This is a genomic window from Enterovibrio makurazakiensis, from assembly GCF_050336585.1.
GTDB classification, from domain to species: Bacteria; Pseudomonadota; Gammaproteobacteria; order Enterobacterales; family Vibrionaceae; genus Enterovibrio; species Enterovibrio gelatinilyticus.
Genome location: NZ_JAKJSE010000021.1, coordinates 110,719 through 128,008, shown reverse-complemented (window position 1 = coordinate 128,008; position 17,290 = coordinate 110,719). Strand labels below are relative to the sequence as shown.

Below are 17,290 nucleotides of genomic sequence, written 5' to 3'. Positions count from 1 at the left end.
CGTATTAGTTTTTATTCATAAGGCGATAAAACGGGCTCGGCGCAGGTGCCGTTTATACAGATGTCTTTATAGGTATCATGGCAACGCTGACAGAATGAAGCTTCTAGAGTCGGGTGCATGCTGCTGATGTCTTCCCCTTTTCGATTGTAGCTGCCATACATAGGAAGCCCACTAAAGTGCTCGGTAACCCAAATAATGCCTTGCACCTCAGAGACAGCAACGACCGTTGGCCCATCTGTGTAAGGACCGTGAGTTTTGTACTGCTCGAGCTTTTCTGGATTTACACGAATGGTCAGTGGTGAGCCTAAACCATCGTTAATCCATGCGTAGGAGCGCACTGCTTCTTGTATAAACAGTGAGGTGTCCGGTGGTAACACGGTGTCGGCAGGCAGTGTCATTGATTCTTTAACAACAGGCCACTCTTCCCATCCTTCGGGGTAGCTAGCAACAGAGTCTGCAAAAGCGGAGGTTCCGGCAAACAATGAGAGCGCCAAAGTGTAAATAAAGCGCAAAAGAAAGCTTCGCTTCCTTGGTAACGACATAAGTAATCCTTTACTAACTGTGTGGCATTCAACCTGATTTTGAGATTGAAGTAGCATTCATAATAAATGTTTTTATCAAAATGTAAAAAATGCGTAGCGAATAATGTGTTTTGCTCGCATTTTGCTCGCATTTTGTTCGCCCATTAAATGCATGCGTTATGAGTCTGATTTTTCTAGCGGCTGATAATTGCGTAACTAACCCTTTCTCTTACTGAGTGCTCTCAAACTCGCATTCATGATACGCGTCATGTTTCATGGCTCTTTTATGGATAGTCACTTCGGTAACCAGAGTAACGAAAGTTTTTATTTCCCACTGCAAGCAATAGTGCTACCTTCCAATCCTGGCATAAACAGCTGTGTTTTATGTTGTAAGCAATATTTTAAATTGTTAATGGAAAGTGATATGGATAATCAAATCCGACTACGTGCCCTTGAGCAAACCGACCTTCGCTTTATTCATCAGTTGAACAACAATCGTTCAATTATGTCCTATTGGTTCGAAGAGCCGTATGAGTCGTACTACGAGCTGGAAGAGCTGTTTCGCAAGCACATCCACGACAGTAACGAGCGCCGCTTTATCGCCGAAAATAGTGAGAAACAGTCCGTCGGTCTGGTGGAACTTGTTGAAATAAACACGATTCACCGAAATGCTGAATTCCAAATCATTATTGCGCCTGACTACCAAGGTTGTGGCTACGCGCGAACCTTGATTAACAAAGCCCTGAACTACGCCTTTACCATTTTGAACTTGCACAAGGTGTACCTGAGTGTTGCGGTTAACAATGAGAAAGCGATTCACCTCTATGAAAAGAGTGGCTTTATCGAGGAAGGACACTTGGTGAAAGAGATATTCGTTAACGGCGAGTATTGCGACATCAAGCGCATGTACATTCTTCAAGATGCCTATCTACAGAATCGTCATCAGCAATAATGCAGTGACTGCCGCGAGCGGCTAGCTGAACATGTTTTGCATTAAGGACTTCTCTACGAGAGGTCTTTTTTTTACTTTATCCAAAACAACATGTCCTTGGTGCGATCATCCATTTCTTCCAGAAAAGCTGCTAATGGCTGACCATCTTGGACAAAAGAGATGCCAGTTGATCGCGTTATCAAAGGGGCGCCAACAATACCTTCTATCTGAGAAACAATGCCTTCCAACCTAGAAACATCGTGTGGCATTACTTACAGCCTTCGCTGTTAATGTTCTTTCCTCATGTCCCAAACCTTTAGGTATACATTTGCGCAAAGTTGCGTATTTACTCAAGTGGTATATCGAAAATAGTTGCTAGAATTAGCGGATACTCATACGCATTTTTGCGAACAAGCATTTTGACGTTGTTTGGGTGTATTGCCTTTTTTTGGCGCAATGATCCTTTAACGATGGGATAAGGCTGACAGTGACGGATAAATACGAAAATCAGGAACATGCTCAAGGCGATGACCAAGAAGAGGAAGAGCAAAAGCGAAACTTTTTTCGGCTTCGGTATTTAGAGCAGGACATGCCTTATATTGCTTGGGATGGCTGCACATATCGTGTGTGTGAGATTTCCGAGCATGGGATCCGTTTGCTGTTTGAAGGTGACGTTGTCCTCGATCAGCCATTTTCTGGCACCGTTCAATTTGAGGAAGGCTCAGCAGATATTCAAGGAAAAGCCATAAGAAAAGAAGATGGTGAGTTAATTATTCAACTCTTTCAGAAAGTAGAGTTGAAGAAAATTAATGCTGAACAGATTCGCCTTCGTCGAAAGTACAGTAAAGATTGAATACTCTTTGATAACACCAATTTAAGCCAAAATTTTTCACCTAGCATCCTTACTTCTCTCACCTAAACGCCCATTAACTCCTCTCTTTCTACAAAACTGGAACGCCTTCATTCTATTAACCACGGTATAGTTTCATGCCAACCGAATGTGGGTGATGCTTCGCACACCTGATCAAGGCAGGAAGCCTCAGTAAGCAAATAGACACGCAAACAAGGACGTGAACAGAAATGGCAGTAGAACAAAGTGTGGTTGAAAGCATCAATGCAGTATGGGCAACACCTTATGGCGTCGCGGCGAAATACATCTTTGTAAGCGGTATCTTATTGCAGCTTATTTTGATGATCACGCGCTACAAAATGCCCGTGACGGAAGCGTTGCTGGCGGTGCTTGGCTTCAAACCGGTTCGTAACAGAGATAAGTGGTTTAACATTTTGCACTTCGCTGTGATTGCTGTTCCGTTGGCTTTACTTGCCATCGCGCTTTGATGAGGCGGCAACACCTAAGGCCATCAATGTCGGTGATTCGCATTTGTGAACAGCGGGGGAGTGAAGCGCTGCCTATAATTAACTGCTGTATGTAAAGCCCAATACACTGCATGTTGCAGCGGGCTTTTAAGGCAGCCTTATGAAGAGTCGATGGATTCATTGTCGCCACATCGTGTTGGTTTTCTTCCTCGCCCTGATTGGTGCAGGGTGCGGTACGTCGCCCAAGCCAACTGCGTCATCCGAGCCTTTGTCTGACCGCGATTCATCCCCGAATTTAGTCTCACCGTCGCCTGTCAATTCACAGATCACAAAGCCTTTAGAATCTTCAGAATTCATCGAAGCGAATCAAAACGTCGCAGTGACTAACACCATCGTTGTGTCAGAGCACACAGATAATGTTGCGCCGTCTTCGTCGGTTGAAGCTGCTGTGGATGACGCTTCGTTAGTTGAAACATCATTGGATGAAGAAAGCCTGGAAACAGTGAGTGTTCCGCCTGACGTGCCAACACCACCAATAACTGCTGACACTACCCCTGTATCTTTCGACGAGGGCTTAGGGCCACCAGATCTGCTATGTGGTGAAGACGGTGCTCCGCCATGTGGCGACGAAATCAAGATAGATGCCATATTGGTGGGGGATGCGACCAATTGGGGATGTGAAGGGAAGAACCTCTATTTCACCCCAAAAGATGGCGGAGAGTGTTGGAGCTGTCCAGACGGGTATCGCCGCACATGGAAAGCCATTCACAAAGACGAAAGCTGCAAAGAGCGAGGCTTCGGCTTCAACAAAGACAAGGTCGATGCCACATTCGTACGATCGGTTTATGGTTGCGAAGAAGGGCAGTTTGAAAAAGGCGGTGAGTGCTACCGTTGCCCTGCGGGTTCGTCAAAAGTGAGTTTTCTTTGGGCTTTTAATCCTGGCGCAGAATGTAAAACAGAATACTACTGCGATGAGGGCTTATCGCTGATGCCAGCCCCTGCTGAAGTGCTGCAAAATTTCGGCCCACCTTACGATCGCGTGTGTGGCACACCACAGGATATGCCAACCGTGATCACTGATTTAGCGAGAACCAAACTTGAAGAAGATCTGACACTGAGCCAAGCCGCCGCAGAGTTTGTCGTCGAAGTGGCAAAGTATGATGAATTACGACGCGCCATATCAGACAAAGACGGAGAGGAAGTGTATCGGCTAATTGTGCAAATGCCGAGTTACCTTGCACTGCGTGATGCGGCGATCGCCAATGGCTATCAATCTCTCACGTTGGGCGCAGCGCCTGAACTTGAAGTGGGCTTAGGCGCAACCACCGAATATGGTGTGGCACTAGATTGGCAGGGCAACACACGACCTTATGGTGTCATGGCCTATTCAAAAGGGGCGTCTTTAAGCGTGGGGCTCGGTGTGAGTGTTGGTGTGTGGAAAGAGGGTATTGAGAGTGATGCCGCAAACATCGGTGGCTATGCCCATGGCGCGAGTATCAGCGTGCCATTAGGGGTAGCCGACGTGGGCAGCGGTGCATGGTTTAGTTACTACCCAATCCGCTATCTCGGGCTTTCATTTAGTGCCAGCGGCGGCATCGGCCTTGAAACGGTGAACTACAACCAAGCGGTGACTATGTTGTATTGAAACTATCCATAAACGGCGGTGTTAGTGCGGTTCAGTATGAGGTTTGGGATAGGTAGCAGATAGCGGATAGTAGGTAACAGTTACACAAGTAACGGTAAATGAGCGAGGTGCTGAACTCATTGTTGTATTAACGCATGGACGGTTTTCATGCCCCGTTTTTGGCGATTTCAAAGCTCACACCAATCACTTTTGTTGGCCTTCCAGAAACATCAAAATAGAGCTTTGCCCTTGATGTAAACCAGAATATGGATTTGTTTGTGCCTTCCACAGAGAAATCCCATGTGTGCGGCTCATCCTTACCAAATATGTTCAAGAGCTCTTCAATGGACTTTTCAGTATAGGGAAGCATGCAGTTTGGAAGATTGTTTTCGGCAACATTGAAGAGAGTCGCTGCATTCTTTGAGCATTCAACAGAGCCTGTCAGAACGTTCCACTCCCACGTCACGATGTCAGCCATGTCTAGCGCTTGGCGCATGCGATTTTCGCTGTCCATGATTTGGTTTAGGTATTCCTGACGCCGGTTTGTGGCAGCCGTGTCATTCACTTGCATTTGCTGAACGCTTTCTACCGCCTCATCACCGTATCTCAGCCATATCCAATTGACGTCTAAGTACTCTGCAAGACTTCTCAGGTTCTTGTATTCGATCTGTCCGCCCTTAGTCCATCGGTGAACGGAAGGAACAGAGGTGCCGATAGCTGATGCCACATGAGCTTGGGTTTTCTTCTTCTGTTTTAGAAGAGATGTAAGGCGTTCACTGAAGCCACTTTGATCCATTTAGGGTCCCCAATTTGATTTGAATAGCATGTTCAAGAAATAAATCTTAGCACGAAGTATTGGAATTTAAAGGGGATTTCTCAGTGAGTAATTTGTTACTTGACAGGTAATTTTTTAACTTCTATAGATTATTATGCCTTTAAATAAATGCACCATTATGAATTTAAATGCACAAACAACTATCCCAAAATGGAATGAAAAATGATGAAGCTAAAACTAGTAACACTATTCTGCGTCAGTATTTCTTCAACCCTTGTGTCGGCTCATGGCGTTCAAGTTCCCAACGACAGTAAAAGCTTACAAATATTCAAAAATGTACCTGCAATGTCTATCGCTTCAATGAACGAGCCAGGGGTGAATGCTTATTTTGAAGATATTGTTGGTTCATCTAGCCCAAATGCACCAATGGCATGCGGTATATTCAAAATTGAAAAGGGAAATCCGCTTGTTTATACCTACGACTACGATGACAGCAAAATCATTTTGGACGGACACATTTATTTTTCTGACGGTACTCAGACAGTGAAAGGCGAAGTTGGCGATGTGTTGTTCTTTCCAAAGGGTTCTACCATCACATTCTCAACGGATGATGAAGGCTTAGCATACGCATGCGGTCAGCGTAAGTTGTTCTAGTTCTTTGTATGGATATCACTGAACCCGTGATATCAGGGAGAGATAGTCATGGATATGTCTTTATCGAAATCTGTATTCCCCTTCACAATCATGTTGTTATCGTCAAATTACCTTTATGCGAATCAAAATCTCACCGACTTAACGCACGATGATCCATTCTTTTATACTAGCGATCAGACGGTCAGTGCCGACAACAATCTAAAGGTGTTGTTGGGCATCGGTCGCCCCGATAGAACCCATTCACAAATCCCGCACTTGCCCTTTTACATGGGGTACATGAACACCAATTCGACGTATCGGTTTGTGAGTGTCGCCGAGCAGGTCTTCACCATGATTGGTGAAGGTAAACATGGTCTATGGCGTGTTCAGGAAAATGGAAACGTCAGGCTATACCGGAAAAGGCAAGCACAAGGTCTACCTGTTGATACGGATATATATTCACAAGATGCAATAAAGAAAATTGGAAACCAGTATGGATACTATTTAAAAGATGAAAGTTGGGCAGGGTATAAATATCCCGATCAAAGAATTACTGAAAACAACACCTTGAATTATATTGATGTGCCAATAACGCATCCTATTTTCAAAGGTAAATACCAAGATCATGAGCCATTAGATTTGGCAAGTTGGTACTGCACCATGTCCGCGAATGACTACCCCTATGCGAAGAAGGCGATGAACTTCGCGTTTAGCCAACAAGCGGCGAATAAAGTAGGGCCATTAGGTAAGCGAGCAGGACTCGACATTAAAGAGAACTATCTCAACGTGTTGCGACTGGAACATTTTCCTGATGCGAATACGTGGGTCAATGTAGGTCAAGAAGGTAAAGACGCGTTACATGTTGAATGGAAGGCGATAGACGCAGCCAAAACCAACGCAGAGTATTACCTTGTTGAACGCACGTTTTTTAATAAGCCATATCTCTTCGTGACAGCGGTTTATGACAATGTGGATAACGATGATCATCAGTATGTCCGTCCGGATGGCAACTACTTTGCTTCACTTGCTCAACCGGAACCGATAAAAACTGACGTGACCTATCAACCCCGTTTTCATTTCCTTGATGGCAACGAGGCAAAAGCCGTTGGTTTACCGATCTATGGCGTGCATCATCCTAACAGGGCAGTATTTGGTGGTGGCGGAGCATGCCCACTGAAAGGCGGAGATTGGGGGCGTTATCCCGATACATCTGGCGGGGCGGGTTGGCCGACACAATATGAAGAGGTAACTCCATTGTGTGATGCTGTGCTGGTGGATATTAAATTCTTCACCAATCTTGATAACCAGTCTTGGAAAGAACCCACCAAGTACCTCGCGAATGCAGGGTTTAGAAACCAATCGGTAAGATACAAGATGCAGCCAGGTGAATATGGCGTGTTTACTGACCCATACAACACGGAAAAGGGCATTAAAAACCCAGACAGTCAGAACGTGCCTGAAGTGTTAACGTTAACCTATCCTGCGGCATCAGAGCCGGTGAAATACGTCGAGCCCCCTGTGATTGATTCCACCCTTGGAATGGTGCCAACAACAGACAGCACTTGCCGTCCAGTACTCATGGCAAACGTTTCGAATTGATGAGGTAACAATACTCTCCCCTCAAAGTGCCAAGAATCGAGCGCAATGAGGGGAGAAGCCAACACTAACCCCTGAGCTACCAAGCGGTGAGTTGTGTTGATGGAGGGGGCAGTTTTCTTCAGGACATTAATCGCTTAGCGCTGTCGACCTAAACTGCTTTTCACGCCTCTCAAACCTAAATCTAAACCTAAACCAAAAAGGCCACGTTCGTAGCCCTTTAGCAAATCAATCGCCGTAAGTGTTTATTGGCTGGCAGGCTGATGCAGTTCGATCACGTTGTTGTCTGGATCACGAATGAAAAAGAACTTGGCGCCATTGATCTCAACGCGCTCGGTGATGGTGATCCCTAGCGCTTCAATCTTCTTGGAAACGACATCAGCATCAGTGATTTCAAGCGCGATGTGCGTGTAGCCGGGATATTTCATGTCTTTTTGCATCAAGATATTGTCTTGAGGGGCATCGTCAGAGGCATTGAGAATAAAGTTAATGTTGATTCCTGATGGGTGTTCAACAATGGCAGCGGGCTCTGGACCAACAGGGCCTGCGATAAATTCAAACCCAAGCTGTTCGTAAAATTTTCTCGCTATTTCCAAATCTCTAACGCGAAGCCCTACGTGATTAATGCGCGTAATTTCTTTCATGGTATCCCTTATCTATGTGGTATTCCGCTTGTGTGGCTATGGCTTTTTCGGGTGTGCCGAATAGGCAGCAATAACCGGCAGATAGTTGGATACATTATGAGAGAAGTTCGGCGTTCAGCGTGTAACAAGTGTTAGATGTGCGGTGGGATTCACGTGAGCTTTGATGGGAATAGAGCACGCTAAAAAACCACATTATATCAGAGGAATAAAAATGGCTGTTCGGGTTGAACAGCCATTGATGGTGTGGCGGACGAGCCAGTTCTTCGTTTACGCGATGGCGTTTTCTCTTGATTAATATCTATGCCAGACCTGACTGCCATGGTGATTTTTGGATTGCCTGTAAGTGAATTTATACAGATGGCATCGTAATATTTGCATTCATGATTGGATTTAACTTGTTGTTTTTCATTTTATTTATTTTTAATTAAAAAATTAATGTCTTAAAAATAAGGCAAATTATTATTTCTTGTCTAACATAAATATTGTGCAACGAATTTTGACGTTATTGCACCTCAAAATCACTTAAACGAGGAATCTCAATATGTCTGGAAATTGTCGCTGTTATCTCTATGTTACGAACCTGACTGATAAAGTTATTACTGCTCAAGAGCCTACCGATATACAAACCCATCTTACCGATGGGCCGAACAATGTTGAGCCGGGGCAGCAAAATGTGTTGGTTGTTGCAGTCAAGGGAACATCAGGTACAGCTACAGGTGCACACGTTGAGGAGAATTTATATATTGAAGGAATAAGTAAACCAATTTCGGTTTCGATTTCCTGCCCATTTTCTTCCTCGAACGCAAGCAAAGTGGATGTTGATGGCTTAAACAATACTCCTTATAAAGTTACACACAGTCTTCGCAGCCCATCTGGTGTTGCTCGCGTGTATCTTGTTATTACTGATAGTAATAATGACAAAGATCAGCACGATGACTAATTGGTAGTTCAGCAAAGAGTTAAACATAAAAGCAACTCATAAAGGGTTGCTTTTATTTGTTACTGTCAAAAAGGCGTTTTAGATAAAATTGTTTCGCTAGCGCACTAAAAATATAAAGTTATAGATAGAGACTCCAAAAAAGAGCCAAGTTTTTAGCTTAAGCACTTCACTCCGAAAAGATCATCCAAATAGGTAAAGATGAAATCAAGGTTTCATCGAGATATCCTGACTTTAACACCATCGTTATTTAAAACTATTGCCGATGGCTAAAGCACTGCGTCCGCTACACCATTAATGGTGTAGCGGACGAACCAGTATCTTCGCTTATGCGATGGCGTTTTCGAGGATCTCGCGGCTGGTTTCTAGGGTAATGGCTTGGTTCTCGCCCAGTGCTGTCATGCCATGTTTGGTGAGCTGAGCAATGACTGCGTTAATGGCGGTTGCTTTGTCCGTGCCGTGCGCAGTGAATTGGGTTTCTAAGCCGAGTTGGTTGTAGAAGGCTTCAATGGCATCAATGGTGCGTTCTGCCAAATCATCGCTGTCTGCTAGACCAAAGACATTACGACCCATTTGTTCTAGCTTGGCGCGTTTGTATTCGATTTGGTTGCGCAGCAGTGATGGCTGAATAATGGTGAGTGAGCGGGCGTGGTCAACGTTCCACAACGCTGTGAGTTCATGGCCTATCATATGCGTTGCCCAATCGTGCAGTACGCCACTACCAATCAGACCAAACAAGGCTTGGTTGGCACTAAACATCAGGTTTTCACGCCATGCGTCGTTGTCGCGGTCGTCAAATTGCTCACCCAAGGTTTTCAATGTGCGTAGCAGGGTTTCTGCGTAGCCGTCTTGTACCATGGTGCCTGTTGGGCGCGTGATGTACTGCTCGCAGGTGTGAACCCAAGCATCAGCTATGCCGTTCACCAGTTGGCGTTCTGGTAGGGTTTTCATTACGTCAGGGTCAAGCACTGAAAAAACAGGGCGAACGCTTGGGTGCATGAAGGGCAGTTTGTCTTGGGTTTCTGCTTTTGTGATCACCGCTGCGGAATTGGACTCAGAGCCTGTTGCTGGCAGTGTGAGAATCGCGCCAAGTGGGAGCGCACTTTTAATGGCGTATTTACCAGTGAGAATGTCCCAGCCGTCGCCATCATATTTTGCGGCGGCTGCCACGTATTTGGAGCCATCGACAACAGAACCACCACCCACTGCCAAGATGAAATCAATGCCTTCTTGTTTGGCAATGGCAACCGCTTTGTCCAAGGTTTCTTTGGTTGGATTTGGCTCTACGCCTGAGAAATCGAGCCAAGTATGATCTTTCAGTGCTTCACTGACCTGATCGTAAACGCCGTTTTTCTTAATAGACCCGCCACCATAAATCACTAGCACTTTGCTTTGCGCGGGAATTTCGCTGGTAATAGCAGCGATTTGGCCTTGGCCGAAGTGAATGGTTGCTGGATTGGAATAGGTAAATTGCATTGTGAGCCTCATGCTTTTCTTGGCAAGTGCCAGAACGATATCCTGCGCTTATCATAGTCTCTACTGCTAACGCAGTAATAGAAGATTCCTCCCTATTGTTTGCCTATTTATCGGTAAGTAGCTTGTATTGTTTAATAAATACGCAGGCGGAGAGTCGCGCTTGGGTACGGTGAAAAGCCTAGAGATACGGCGTTCAAAAGTAATAGGTGAGTGTGATTTCTCCAAAGCTATCCGGTTCTAAGCCAAAGAAAAAGTCACGAGAAGCCATTGATGATAACTCGTAGAGTGACGCTTCGAGCTCGATGTTGTCGTTGAGACGATGAGTGAGCGATATGTCGATGAGGTTTGAATAACTGTCGAGATCATGAAGCCACGACACGCTTAGGCTGGTGGAGTCGACGTCATTGAAAGAGGTGTGAATCGCCATTAACACGTCGTGTTGATAGAGTGAAAGTAGCCTGTCGCCAAGGCTATTGTCACTGTATTCGGCGATCATTCGAATATCAGCAATTGTGTCAAACACGCTGTAGAAGCTGTATTCCGCTGAGATCACCCACTGCGTTGCGGTGTCAAAACGGCCATAAATTGTGGGTGCATCCGAAACGTTCAGCACTTCCAGTTTTGTAAGTAAGTCCTCGCTCACCCATTGCACGTCAACGCCCACTTGGGTAGCAACGCTATAAACCGGTGAAAACTGCCCTGCCTGTGGAATAAATGCGGGGGAGCGGTTCACACCATGAAAGCCAATGAGTGCAATGTCCATGCTGCTTGCTGTGAGGGCATAGCGCCCTGCAAAACCGGGGTAATACGCGTCTTGATGATCATGCCATTGCGCACTGTTTTCATTGATGTCGAAGCCAGCAGTTAGGCGTTCGCTATTATCGCGAAACCGTCTTTTTGGGGTGTAGGGGAGGTAGTAAAAGGTGGCTAACCCGTCGCCAAGGCTGCTGGTTAAACTTAACAGTGGCTGGCCCAGTTTGACGTCGCCATCGAAGTCCGCGCCTAAGTCGCGCTGGTTGAGAATATCAAGAATTTGCGCCCCTTCAGTTGCTCCCCAAAACACCACATCATACCCCGCGGTGATATCAAAATTGTCCGTGTAGGTGCGTAGTTGGGTTTTGTAGGGGTCAAACTCAATAGTGTCTGCGGCATCGCTTCGTGCTCTGAGCGCAGGTTCGATGATCCAGGTTGTCTCGTAAGGCCCATCGATAACAAAGCGTGGAATCACCGCCATGTCTGTTTGGTTGTTCGGTAAGTTAGGGAGTGATTCCCAGTGATGGCGATAGCTAAAAGAGATCTCTCCGGTTGGCGCTGTTGCCCCCGCGTGAGTGGTGAGTAGCATGGCGCTGATCAACAGGAAAACCTTCCTTGTATTTGGCATCTGGCGTTCCACATCCATGCTCATTCCCTTCTCATTATTGAGCGTTGCCATCATTTTCATCGCGTTCGATTACTTAATATCAACTATTCTTGATATATTGAATACTAAGTGCTTCGCGCTGAAAAGGGAAATCGAGAGGGATTACATATGTCGAGTATCGTGTCGGGGCTCATTAACTTTGGTTACAACCGAACATTTCTAGAACCCGTATGGACAGCGTTTCTCCTGTCCTTGCTTGCCATTGCGGTGTTTGATCCGCAGCAGCTTGCTGTTTCCATCGTGTTTATGGGTAACACCTTCGTTCTTATCATCCCGTTTATTTTGGCATCTTCACTCATCTATGCGTACGTTTCTGCCACGCAGGCTGATAGCTTGATTGCGGGGGCGCTTCAGGGGCGTCAAAGTGTCGTTATTCTTACGGCTGCCATGTTTGGTGCGTTATCACCGTTCTGTTCGTGTGGCGTGATTCCTTTGATTGCCGCCATGTTGGCGATGGGCGTGCCACTTGCGCCTGTGATGGCATTTTGGATTGCTAGCCCAGTGATCGACCCCATGATGTACCTGCTCACAGCAGGTATTGTGAGCTGGGAGTTTGCGACCATGAAAGCACTCGGTGCGATTGTGCTCGGGTTAGCTGCGGGCTGGGCGGTTTACTTTGCGCAGGCGGCGGGGTATTTGCTTAACCCGTTGAAACCTTCGGTGACTGGAGATGCCACAAAGCTTGTCGCGCAAGAGAAACCAGTTTGGCGTTTTTGGCATGAGAAGGCGCGACAAGAGGTGTTCATAGAAAAAACCACCCACATCATGATGCTGTTGATGAAATGGCTGGCGTTGGCTTTCTTGTTAGAGAGCTTGTTGGTTGCTTATGTGCCAACAGAGTGGGTTGCAGGGTCGTTTGGTGGTGATACTCAAGCCCCTATTTTGTGGGCCACTGTGATTGGTGTGCCTGCTTATGTAAATGGCTATGTGGCGGTGCCTTTGGTGGCGGAATTGATTAACAAAGGCATGCAACCCGGCGCGGGCATGGCCTTTTTGATCGCTGGGGGGATTACTTCCATTCCCGCGATGATTGCGGTGGTAGCGGTAGCGCGTATTCAGATCGTGATGTTCTACGTGGGTGTCGCGTTGGTTGGTTCGTTCGCTTGGGGCGTGATTTATCAACTTTGGTCATAAGTAGATAAGTAGATAACGAGATGACAGAAGATTGGATGGCATTTTTGGCCTCGTTTGTGAGCCCTGTCGCCACGACGGTATTCTTTTTCACGACCTCTGCCGTGTTGAGTTTGCTATTTGCCATTGTGTATGTGCTGTTCAGCCGAAGTGGCTATCCGCTGCTTTCGGCCATTTCTGAGTTTCTTATCGAAGTCTCTCGCGGTGTGCCAACAGTCTTGTTTGTGCTTTTGATGGGCAACCTTGGCCTAGCTCCCTATTTTTCAGGGATTGATGTAGAAGGCTTTATTCCTGGCGTGGCTTATGGATTTGGCTTGGCAGCGAGTTTTATTATCGTGGGTTTGGCGTTTTCCAGTTCAGGCCATTTGGCGAGGATCATCGAAGCGGCCATTTCTACGATCAAACAAGATACTATTGATTACATGGAAACTCTGCACCTTGGTGCGTTTGCGAAAGTCAGGCTGATTTTTTTTGAGTGTGCACCAGCACTGATCCCTACGGTGTCTGCGAGGCTAGTTCACCACTTACATAACACGGCATTTATTTCTATGTTTCCGATTGCGGGTATTTTTGCCGCAATGCGAACCGGCGTGATCGAAACAGCCAAGGTGATCCCTTACCTGACGTTTGCGACGTTGCTTTTTGTGCTGTTGGGGACGGCGATACACGTTGCGGGTAATGTGCTCGCCAAGCGATTGTTGACGAGGTGACGCTACAACAGAATGTCAAGATGACTGGACGAAACCTTCTTGGAGTTTGCCAACGAGATCCGTCACCATGTCTTGTTCTTGACCGCAGCAGTGTTCTAGCAAAAAGGTAAGAAGTAACCCAATGGTATCCATGTTCACAAAGTAACGAATGGTTCTTCCTTCGCGCTTCCTGCGCACCAGTTTCGCATTGTACAAAATGGACAGGTTAGTCGACATCGTGTTCTGTCGAATACCGAGTTTGTCTGCAATTTCCCCTGATGACAATCCCTTCTCTCCGGCTTTAATTAAAAGCCTGAATACATCCAGTCTTGTCTCTTGCGCTAACGCGGCGAATGTTTTTGCTGATTCTTCTGAATTCATAGTTTTTATAGATTGTGTCGTTTTAAAGGGTTCATTCAAGCATCTGTTTTTACGCTCTATTTTGATGCCGCGTAGGTCAGTTTTCTAAACACATCGGAGGTGTAGATAACTGAATATTAACACGCCACCAAAGAAAACACACAGTTTCATAACCCATTGATGCCAGTAACCATTCTGAACGTTCTCATAAATGAAATCAAAATATCTGTATATCTTGATATAATGAATATATGAAAATATGGACGTGTGACTCAGTGCTAATTTGATTACGGATTCAGTAGTCGGCAGGAGGTTTAGCTAGATGGAAGGCAGCTTTGATATTGCTCAAAAGATGTTATTTGGTCTTCCGCACGCTCAACCAGGCGGGCTGGTTCTGACGTGGTGTTTGTTTCTTGTCACCCTCTGTTTTTCTGTTCCTTTGTCTTATTTGCTGGTGTGCCTTTGCAGTAAAAAAATGGTGCTGCACTCCACGTCAGGTGCATGTTTTGCACTGGTGAGAGGTATCCCTCCGTTAGTGATCATTTTTACCATTGATTATTTTTTGCCTCTCGACGCGTCGGCGAAAGGGATCATGGCGCTTACCCTCTATTCCATGTCTCATCTTGTTCCGATATTCGCCAAATACATTCACCTCTATCCCGAGAGTTTAGAGCGTGTCGAAAGCGTGCTTAAGATTGGGATCATCGCAAGATATGCGCGATTACGAGCGCATTGGGTGTTCAAAAAGAGTTTTCTGGCGATGCACACCCACTTTGTCTCGCTGTTTAAGGACACCAGCATCGTCATTCTTATTGGGTTACTCGAACTCAGTGCGCTCACCAATCTGTTGGCAAGCCGCGCATACCAACTATCTGATTGGCTGACGATCTTCGCGATTTGCTCCGCGCTTTATTTTTTCAATGTGCAGCTCCTGAATTTTGTTGGAGATAGGCTGCGCCACTCCGTTTTTCGGTCTCACGACCGAGCAACGTCACGCATCAACAACGTAACGCATTAACGAAGGAGAGTTTATGTTCCGTATGGCTTTGGGATTCATCTTTGCAGTGTTAATAGGTGCCTTTACCTCTGCTCAGGCACAAGAAAATACCTCTGTTATCGATCGTGTTAAGGATCGTGGAGAGCTCGTCGTGGGTATCCGTCAGGACAACCCACCGCATTCGTTTATCAATGAACAAGGTGATTGGGTTGGCTTCGATGTGGATATAGCCAACGCTGTTGCTGAGAAACTGGGCGTGAAAATGAAGCGCGTCCCTGTTGATGAAATTACCCGAATTACCTATTTGCAAAACGGCAAGATTGATATGGCTGCTGCGTCCATGAGTCACACGTGGAAGCGTGATGATGCGGTGGATTTTTCGCAAACCTACTTTTGGTCAGCCCAGACATTTCTGGTGCGAAAAGACGGTGCGAAAAACCTAAAAGATCTCGTGGGGAAAAAAGTCGGTATGAATCGAGGCAGTCACTCCATTGGCAATTGGAAAAAGTGGCTTGAGAAGAACGGCTATGAAGTCAATGAAGAGGACATCATTGAGTTTGGTAACAAACAGATTGCCATGAATGCTGTGCTTTCCGGGAAGATCGCAGGTTGGGCGGAAGATGCCGAAGTGCTGGCGAATTATGCGAAACCAAACCCTGAGCTTATCGTTTTAAGTGGGGAAGCCATTGGCATGAAACAAGATGGTCTCGGTGTTATTGAGAACGACAGCAAAATGCGTGATGCCATCAACCATGCTCTTCAGCAGATCGAATCCAGTGGTGAATATCTCCCTATTTATAACCGTTGGTTCGGACCAGATAGTGACACCCCTGTGCCCCTCGATAACCGCATCGAAGTATGGCCGGGCGGCTAAGGCGAAAGGAGGAGTAAGTATGTTGATTGATCGCAGCTTGTGTATCCCTGATCCGTCGCAACCCGCTTTGTGTCTGACCGATGCCAAGGTGGAGATCTCGCCGCCAACCGGAACGCATTTTTGGGGGCAATGGTTTGCTCGCGATACGGAAAAAGAAAATGTGTCCGTGCTAAATGGCGTCAACCTCACTGTACCTGCGGGTGCGTGGTACATGCTGGTCGGCCCTAGTGGTTGCGGAAAATCCACCTTACTGAGCGTGTTGAACAACCTGACGCCGCTCTCGAGTGGGCAGGCGTTGAAATTTGGCGTTCCTGTGGATTGCTGGGGGCGTAAATGGGAGTGCTGCCCGGGCACGCGAACGGGAACCGTGTTTCAGACGCCTGCTTTGTTCGATCAACTCACGGCGCTTGAAAATGTCTGTATGGGCTTTGAGTGCCGTGAGAAATGCACGACGCAGGAAAAACACGACAAAGCGTTGCTGGTGATGGAGGCGCTCGACGTAGCCCGTTTTGCCCTCCGGTTCCCGAGTGAGTTATCGGGCGGTCAACAACAGCGCATATCTATCGCGCGCGCTTTGGTGGGCGATCCTGATCTTCTGTTGATGGACGAACCATTGTCGGCGCTCGATGAAGCCAATGCCCGCATTGTGAATCGCTTGCTATTGGAGCGACAGCAAGCGGGAACCACGATTCTGATGGCATCTCACCGTTTGGGTGAATGCTTGGAAGCCTGCTCCGCCAAAGTCGAAATGGACGCTGGCGTGGTGACCTCTGTGGATGTGTGTAATTTCTTGCCAAAAGACTCGCCAAGCTCCGCACCAAGAGACTTGCCGCAAGACCTGCCTCAAACCGTAGAGATGTCGAAATCTGACGCTCTTAAACCAACAAGGAATGCAAGTGTATGGAACTAAAGTCGCAAGATGTCAGGCTGTTCGATGTGCAACTGACTTATCAAACGGATTACCTGTTTAAAAACGTCGCCAGTGAGCATGGCAATCAGGCGGGCGAACCTTATATGAGTGACGAGCCGGATCCTGTTGGCAATAACAGCGGACCGTCTACGCCAGCCTTGCTGGGAAGTGCGGTTGGGCACTGTCTATCGGCGTCGTTGCTCGAACATATGCGCTTTCATGGCGCAAACACTGAGGAAGGCTGCATCGTGACGGATGCGCAAATCACAGTGCATAAAGGCGATGAGGGATACCCCCGCATCCGTGAAATCAATGTGACGATAAGGGCGAATGACGGCGGAAAACTCAGCAGTCAAAATCGCGCTTCCATAGAGCGGAATTTCAAAAAGCACTGCACTGTCTCTGCTTCTTTGTCTCCGGCTTTCCCTATCAACGTCACTGTTGAATGGACATGA

The 17,290-nt window shown here is 46.7% G+C and carries 20 protein-coding genes; 13 read left to right on the top strand and 7 right to left on the bottom strand.

Annotated elements, in window-relative coordinates:
• Positions 1–11: 11 nt before the first annotated feature.
• Entirely contained in the window at positions 12–542 is a 531-nt protein-coding gene (locus tag L4D06_RS16815; protein ID WP_274165047.1) for a hypothetical protein, read from the bottom strand.
• 403 nt (positions 543–945) lie between these two features.
• Between L4D06_RS16815 and speG the strand changes: the two genes are divergently transcribed.
• On the top strand, positions 946–1,473 hold the full coding sequence (gene speG / locus L4D06_RS16810; protein ID WP_274165048.1) for a spermidine N1-acetyltransferase: 528 nt from the start codon (positions 946–948) through the stop codon (positions 1,471–1,473).
• A 71-nt stretch (positions 1,474–1,544) separates the two neighbouring features.
• Here speG and L4D06_RS16805 read toward each other — a convergent pair whose 3' ends face one another.
• Positions 1,545–1,721 (bottom strand): hypothetical protein, encoded by a 177-nt coding sequence (locus L4D06_RS16805; protein ID WP_429740493.1) that lies wholly within the window; start codon positions 1,719–1,721, stop codon positions 1,545–1,547.
• A 218-nt stretch (positions 1,722–1,939) separates the two neighbouring features.
• On the opposite strand from L4D06_RS16805, the gene L4D06_RS16800 reads away from it, so the two are divergent.
• The 3 genes from L4D06_RS16800 to L4D06_RS16790 all read left to right on the top strand — a co-directional run bounded on the left by L4D06_RS16800 (position 1,940) and on the right by L4D06_RS16790 (position 4,414).
• Positions 1,940–2,305, top strand: a complete 366-nt coding sequence (locus L4D06_RS16800) for a hypothetical protein (protein WP_274165050.1) — start codon at positions 1,940–1,942, stop codon at positions 2,303–2,305.
• 227 nt (positions 2,306–2,532) lie between these two features.
• Positions 2,533–2,790: a hypothetical protein gene (locus tag L4D06_RS16795; RefSeq protein WP_274165051.1), complete on the top strand. Its 258-nt coding sequence runs from the start codon at positions 2,533–2,535 to the stop codon at positions 2,788–2,790.
• Between the two features lie 139 nt (positions 2,791–2,929).
• A complete protein-coding gene (locus L4D06_RS16790) occupies positions 2,930–4,414 on the top strand; it encodes a hypothetical protein (RefSeq protein ID WP_429740492.1) in 1,485 nt (494 codons plus the stop codon).
• Between the two features lie 145 nt (positions 4,415–4,559).
• On the opposite strand, the gene L4D06_RS16785 is transcribed toward L4D06_RS16790, so the two are convergent.
• Positions 4,560–5,189 carry a helix-turn-helix domain-containing protein gene (locus L4D06_RS16785; RefSeq protein WP_274165053.1) on the bottom strand — a complete coding sequence of 210 codons (630 nt, stop codon included), beginning with the start codon at positions 5,187–5,189 and terminating at the stop codon, positions 4,560–4,562.
• A 201-nt stretch (positions 5,190–5,390) separates the two neighbouring features.
• Between L4D06_RS16785 and L4D06_RS16780 the strand changes: the two genes are divergently transcribed.
• Entirely contained in the window at positions 5,391–5,822 is a 432-nt protein-coding gene (locus tag L4D06_RS16780; RefSeq protein WP_429740491.1) for a cupin domain-containing protein, read from the top strand.
• A gap of 48 nt (positions 5,823–5,870) precedes the next feature.
• Positions 5,871–7,400, top strand: a complete 1,530-nt coding sequence (locus L4D06_RS16775) for a hypothetical protein (RefSeq protein ID WP_429740490.1) — start codon at positions 5,871–5,873, stop codon at positions 7,398–7,400.
• 242 nt (positions 7,401–7,642) lie between these two features.
• Here the strand turns inward: L4D06_RS16775 and L4D06_RS16770 are convergent, their stop codons facing one another.
• Positions 7,643–8,041, bottom strand: coding sequence for a VOC family protein (locus L4D06_RS16770; protein WP_429740489.1), 399 nt, complete (start codon positions 8,039–8,041; stop codon positions 7,643–7,645).
• Positions 8,042–8,582: 541 nt separating this feature from the next.
• Here L4D06_RS16770 and L4D06_RS16765 point away from each other — a divergent pair.
• Entirely contained in the window at positions 8,583–8,981 is a 399-nt protein-coding gene (locus L4D06_RS16765) for a hypothetical protein (RefSeq protein ID WP_429740488.1), read from the top strand.
• Positions 8,982–9,305: 324 nt separating this feature from the next.
• Here the strand turns inward: L4D06_RS16765 and L4D06_RS16760 are convergent, their stop codons facing one another.
• Positions 9,306–10,454 carry an iron-containing alcohol dehydrogenase gene (locus L4D06_RS16760; protein WP_429740487.1) on the bottom strand — a complete coding sequence of 383 codons (1,149 nt, stop codon included), beginning with the start codon at positions 10,452–10,454 and terminating at the stop codon, positions 9,306–9,308.
• 193 nt (positions 10,455–10,647) lie between these two features.
• A complete protein-coding gene (locus L4D06_RS16755; RefSeq protein ID WP_429740486.1) occupies positions 10,648–11,859 on the bottom strand; it encodes a hypothetical protein in 1,212 nt (403 codons plus the stop codon).
• A 123-nt stretch (positions 11,860–11,982) separates the two neighbouring features.
• On the opposite strand from L4D06_RS16755, the gene L4D06_RS16750 reads away from it, so the two are divergent.
• On the top strand, positions 11,983–13,008 hold the full coding sequence (locus L4D06_RS16750; RefSeq protein WP_274165058.1) for a permease: 1,026 nt from the start codon (positions 11,983–11,985) through the stop codon (positions 13,006–13,008).
• A gap of 20 nt (positions 13,009–13,028) precedes the next feature.
• Positions 13,029–13,715, top strand: coding sequence for a hypothetical protein (locus L4D06_RS16745; RefSeq protein WP_274165059.1), 687 nt, complete (start codon positions 13,029–13,031; stop codon positions 13,713–13,715).
• Between the two features lie 15 nt (positions 13,716–13,730).
• Here the strand turns inward: L4D06_RS16745 and L4D06_RS16740 are convergent, their stop codons facing one another.
• Positions 13,731–14,075, bottom strand: a complete 345-nt coding sequence (locus L4D06_RS16740; protein WP_274165060.1) for an ArsR/SmtB family transcription factor — start codon at positions 14,073–14,075, stop codon at positions 13,731–13,733.
• Between the two features lie 301 nt (positions 14,076–14,376).
• On the opposite strand from L4D06_RS16740, the gene L4D06_RS16735 reads away from it, so the two are divergent.
• The 4 genes from L4D06_RS16735 to L4D06_RS16720 are packed head-to-tail and all read left to right on the top strand — an operon-like array spanning position 14,377 to position 17,290.
• Entirely contained in the window at positions 14,377–15,072 is a 696-nt protein-coding gene (locus tag L4D06_RS16735; protein ID WP_429740485.1) for a hypothetical protein, read from the top strand.
• 13 nt (positions 15,073–15,085) lie between these two features.
• Positions 15,086–15,925, top strand: coding sequence for a transporter substrate-binding domain-containing protein (locus L4D06_RS16730; protein WP_274165062.1), 840 nt, complete (start codon positions 15,086–15,088; stop codon positions 15,923–15,925).
• A 19-nt stretch (positions 15,926–15,944) separates the two neighbouring features.
• On the top strand, positions 15,945–16,835 hold the full coding sequence (locus tag L4D06_RS16725) for an ATP-binding cassette domain-containing protein (protein ID WP_429740484.1): 891 nt from the start codon (positions 15,945–15,947) through the stop codon (positions 16,833–16,835).
• Complete coding sequence (locus L4D06_RS16720) at positions 16,826–17,290, top strand: OsmC family protein (protein ID WP_429740483.1); 465 nt, start codon at positions 16,826–16,828, stop codon at positions 17,288–17,290. The genes L4D06_RS16725 and L4D06_RS16720 overlap by 10 nt, the downstream gene beginning before the upstream one ends.

Bases quoted from the DNA above. Each gene is read 5' to 3' on its own strand.
- L4D06_RS16815 (WP_274165047.1), bottom strand. From the start codon at position 542: ATGTCGTTACCAAGGAAGCGAAGCTTTCTTTTGCGCTTTATTTACACT.
- speG (WP_274165048.1), top strand. From the start codon at position 946: ATGGATAATCAAATCCGACTACGTGCCCTTGAGCAAACCGACCTTCGC.
- L4D06_RS16805 (WP_429740493.1), bottom strand. From the start codon at position 1,721: ATGCCACACGATGTTTCTAGGTTGGAAGGCATTGTTTCTCAGATAGAA.
- L4D06_RS16795 (WP_274165051.1), top strand. From the start codon at position 2,533: ATGGCAGTAGAACAAAGTGTGGTTGAAAGCATCAATGCAGTATGGGCA.
- L4D06_RS16790 (WP_429740492.1), top strand. From the start codon at position 2,930: ATGAAGAGTCGATGGATTCATTGTCGCCACATCGTGTTGGTTTTCTTC.
- L4D06_RS16785 (WP_274165053.1), bottom strand. From the start codon at position 5,189: ATGGATCAAAGTGGCTTCAGTGAACGCCTTACATCTCTTCTAAAACAG.
- L4D06_RS16780 (WP_429740491.1), top strand. From the start codon at position 5,391: ATGATGAAGCTAAAACTAGTAACACTATTCTGCGTCAGTATTTCTTCA.
- L4D06_RS16775 (WP_429740490.1), top strand. From the start codon at position 5,871: ATGGATATGTCTTTATCGAAATCTGTATTCCCCTTCACAATCATGTTG.
- L4D06_RS16770 (WP_429740489.1), bottom strand. From the start codon at position 8,041: ATGAAAGAAATTACGCGCATTAATCACGTAGGGCTTCGCGTTAGAGAT.
- L4D06_RS16765 (WP_429740488.1), top strand. From the start codon at position 8,583: ATGTCTGGAAATTGTCGCTGTTATCTCTATGTTACGAACCTGACTGAT.
- L4D06_RS16760 (WP_429740487.1), bottom strand. From the start codon at position 10,454: ATGCAATTTACCTATTCCAATCCAGCAACCATTCACTTCGGCCAAGGC.
- L4D06_RS16755 (WP_429740486.1), bottom strand. From the start codon at position 11,859: ATGAGCATGGATGTGGAACGCCAGATGCCAAATACAAGGAAGGTTTTC.
- L4D06_RS16750 (WP_274165058.1), top strand. From the start codon at position 11,983: ATGTCGAGTATCGTGTCGGGGCTCATTAACTTTGGTTACAACCGAACA.
- L4D06_RS16745 (WP_274165059.1), top strand. From the start codon at position 13,029: ATGACAGAAGATTGGATGGCATTTTTGGCCTCGTTTGTGAGCCCTGTC.
- L4D06_RS16740 (WP_274165060.1), bottom strand. From the start codon at position 14,075: ATGAATTCAGAAGAATCAGCAAAAACATTCGCCGCGTTAGCGCAAGAG.
- L4D06_RS16735 (WP_429740485.1), top strand. From the start codon at position 14,377: ATGGAAGGCAGCTTTGATATTGCTCAAAAGATGTTATTTGGTCTTCCG.
- L4D06_RS16730 (WP_274165062.1), top strand. From the start codon at position 15,086: ATGTTCCGTATGGCTTTGGGATTCATCTTTGCAGTGTTAATAGGTGCC.
- L4D06_RS16725 (WP_429740484.1), top strand. From the start codon at position 15,945: ATGTTGATTGATCGCAGCTTGTGTATCCCTGATCCGTCGCAACCCGCT.
- L4D06_RS16720 (WP_429740483.1), top strand. From the start codon at position 16,826: ATGGAACTAAAGTCGCAAGATGTCAGGCTGTTCGATGTGCAACTGACT.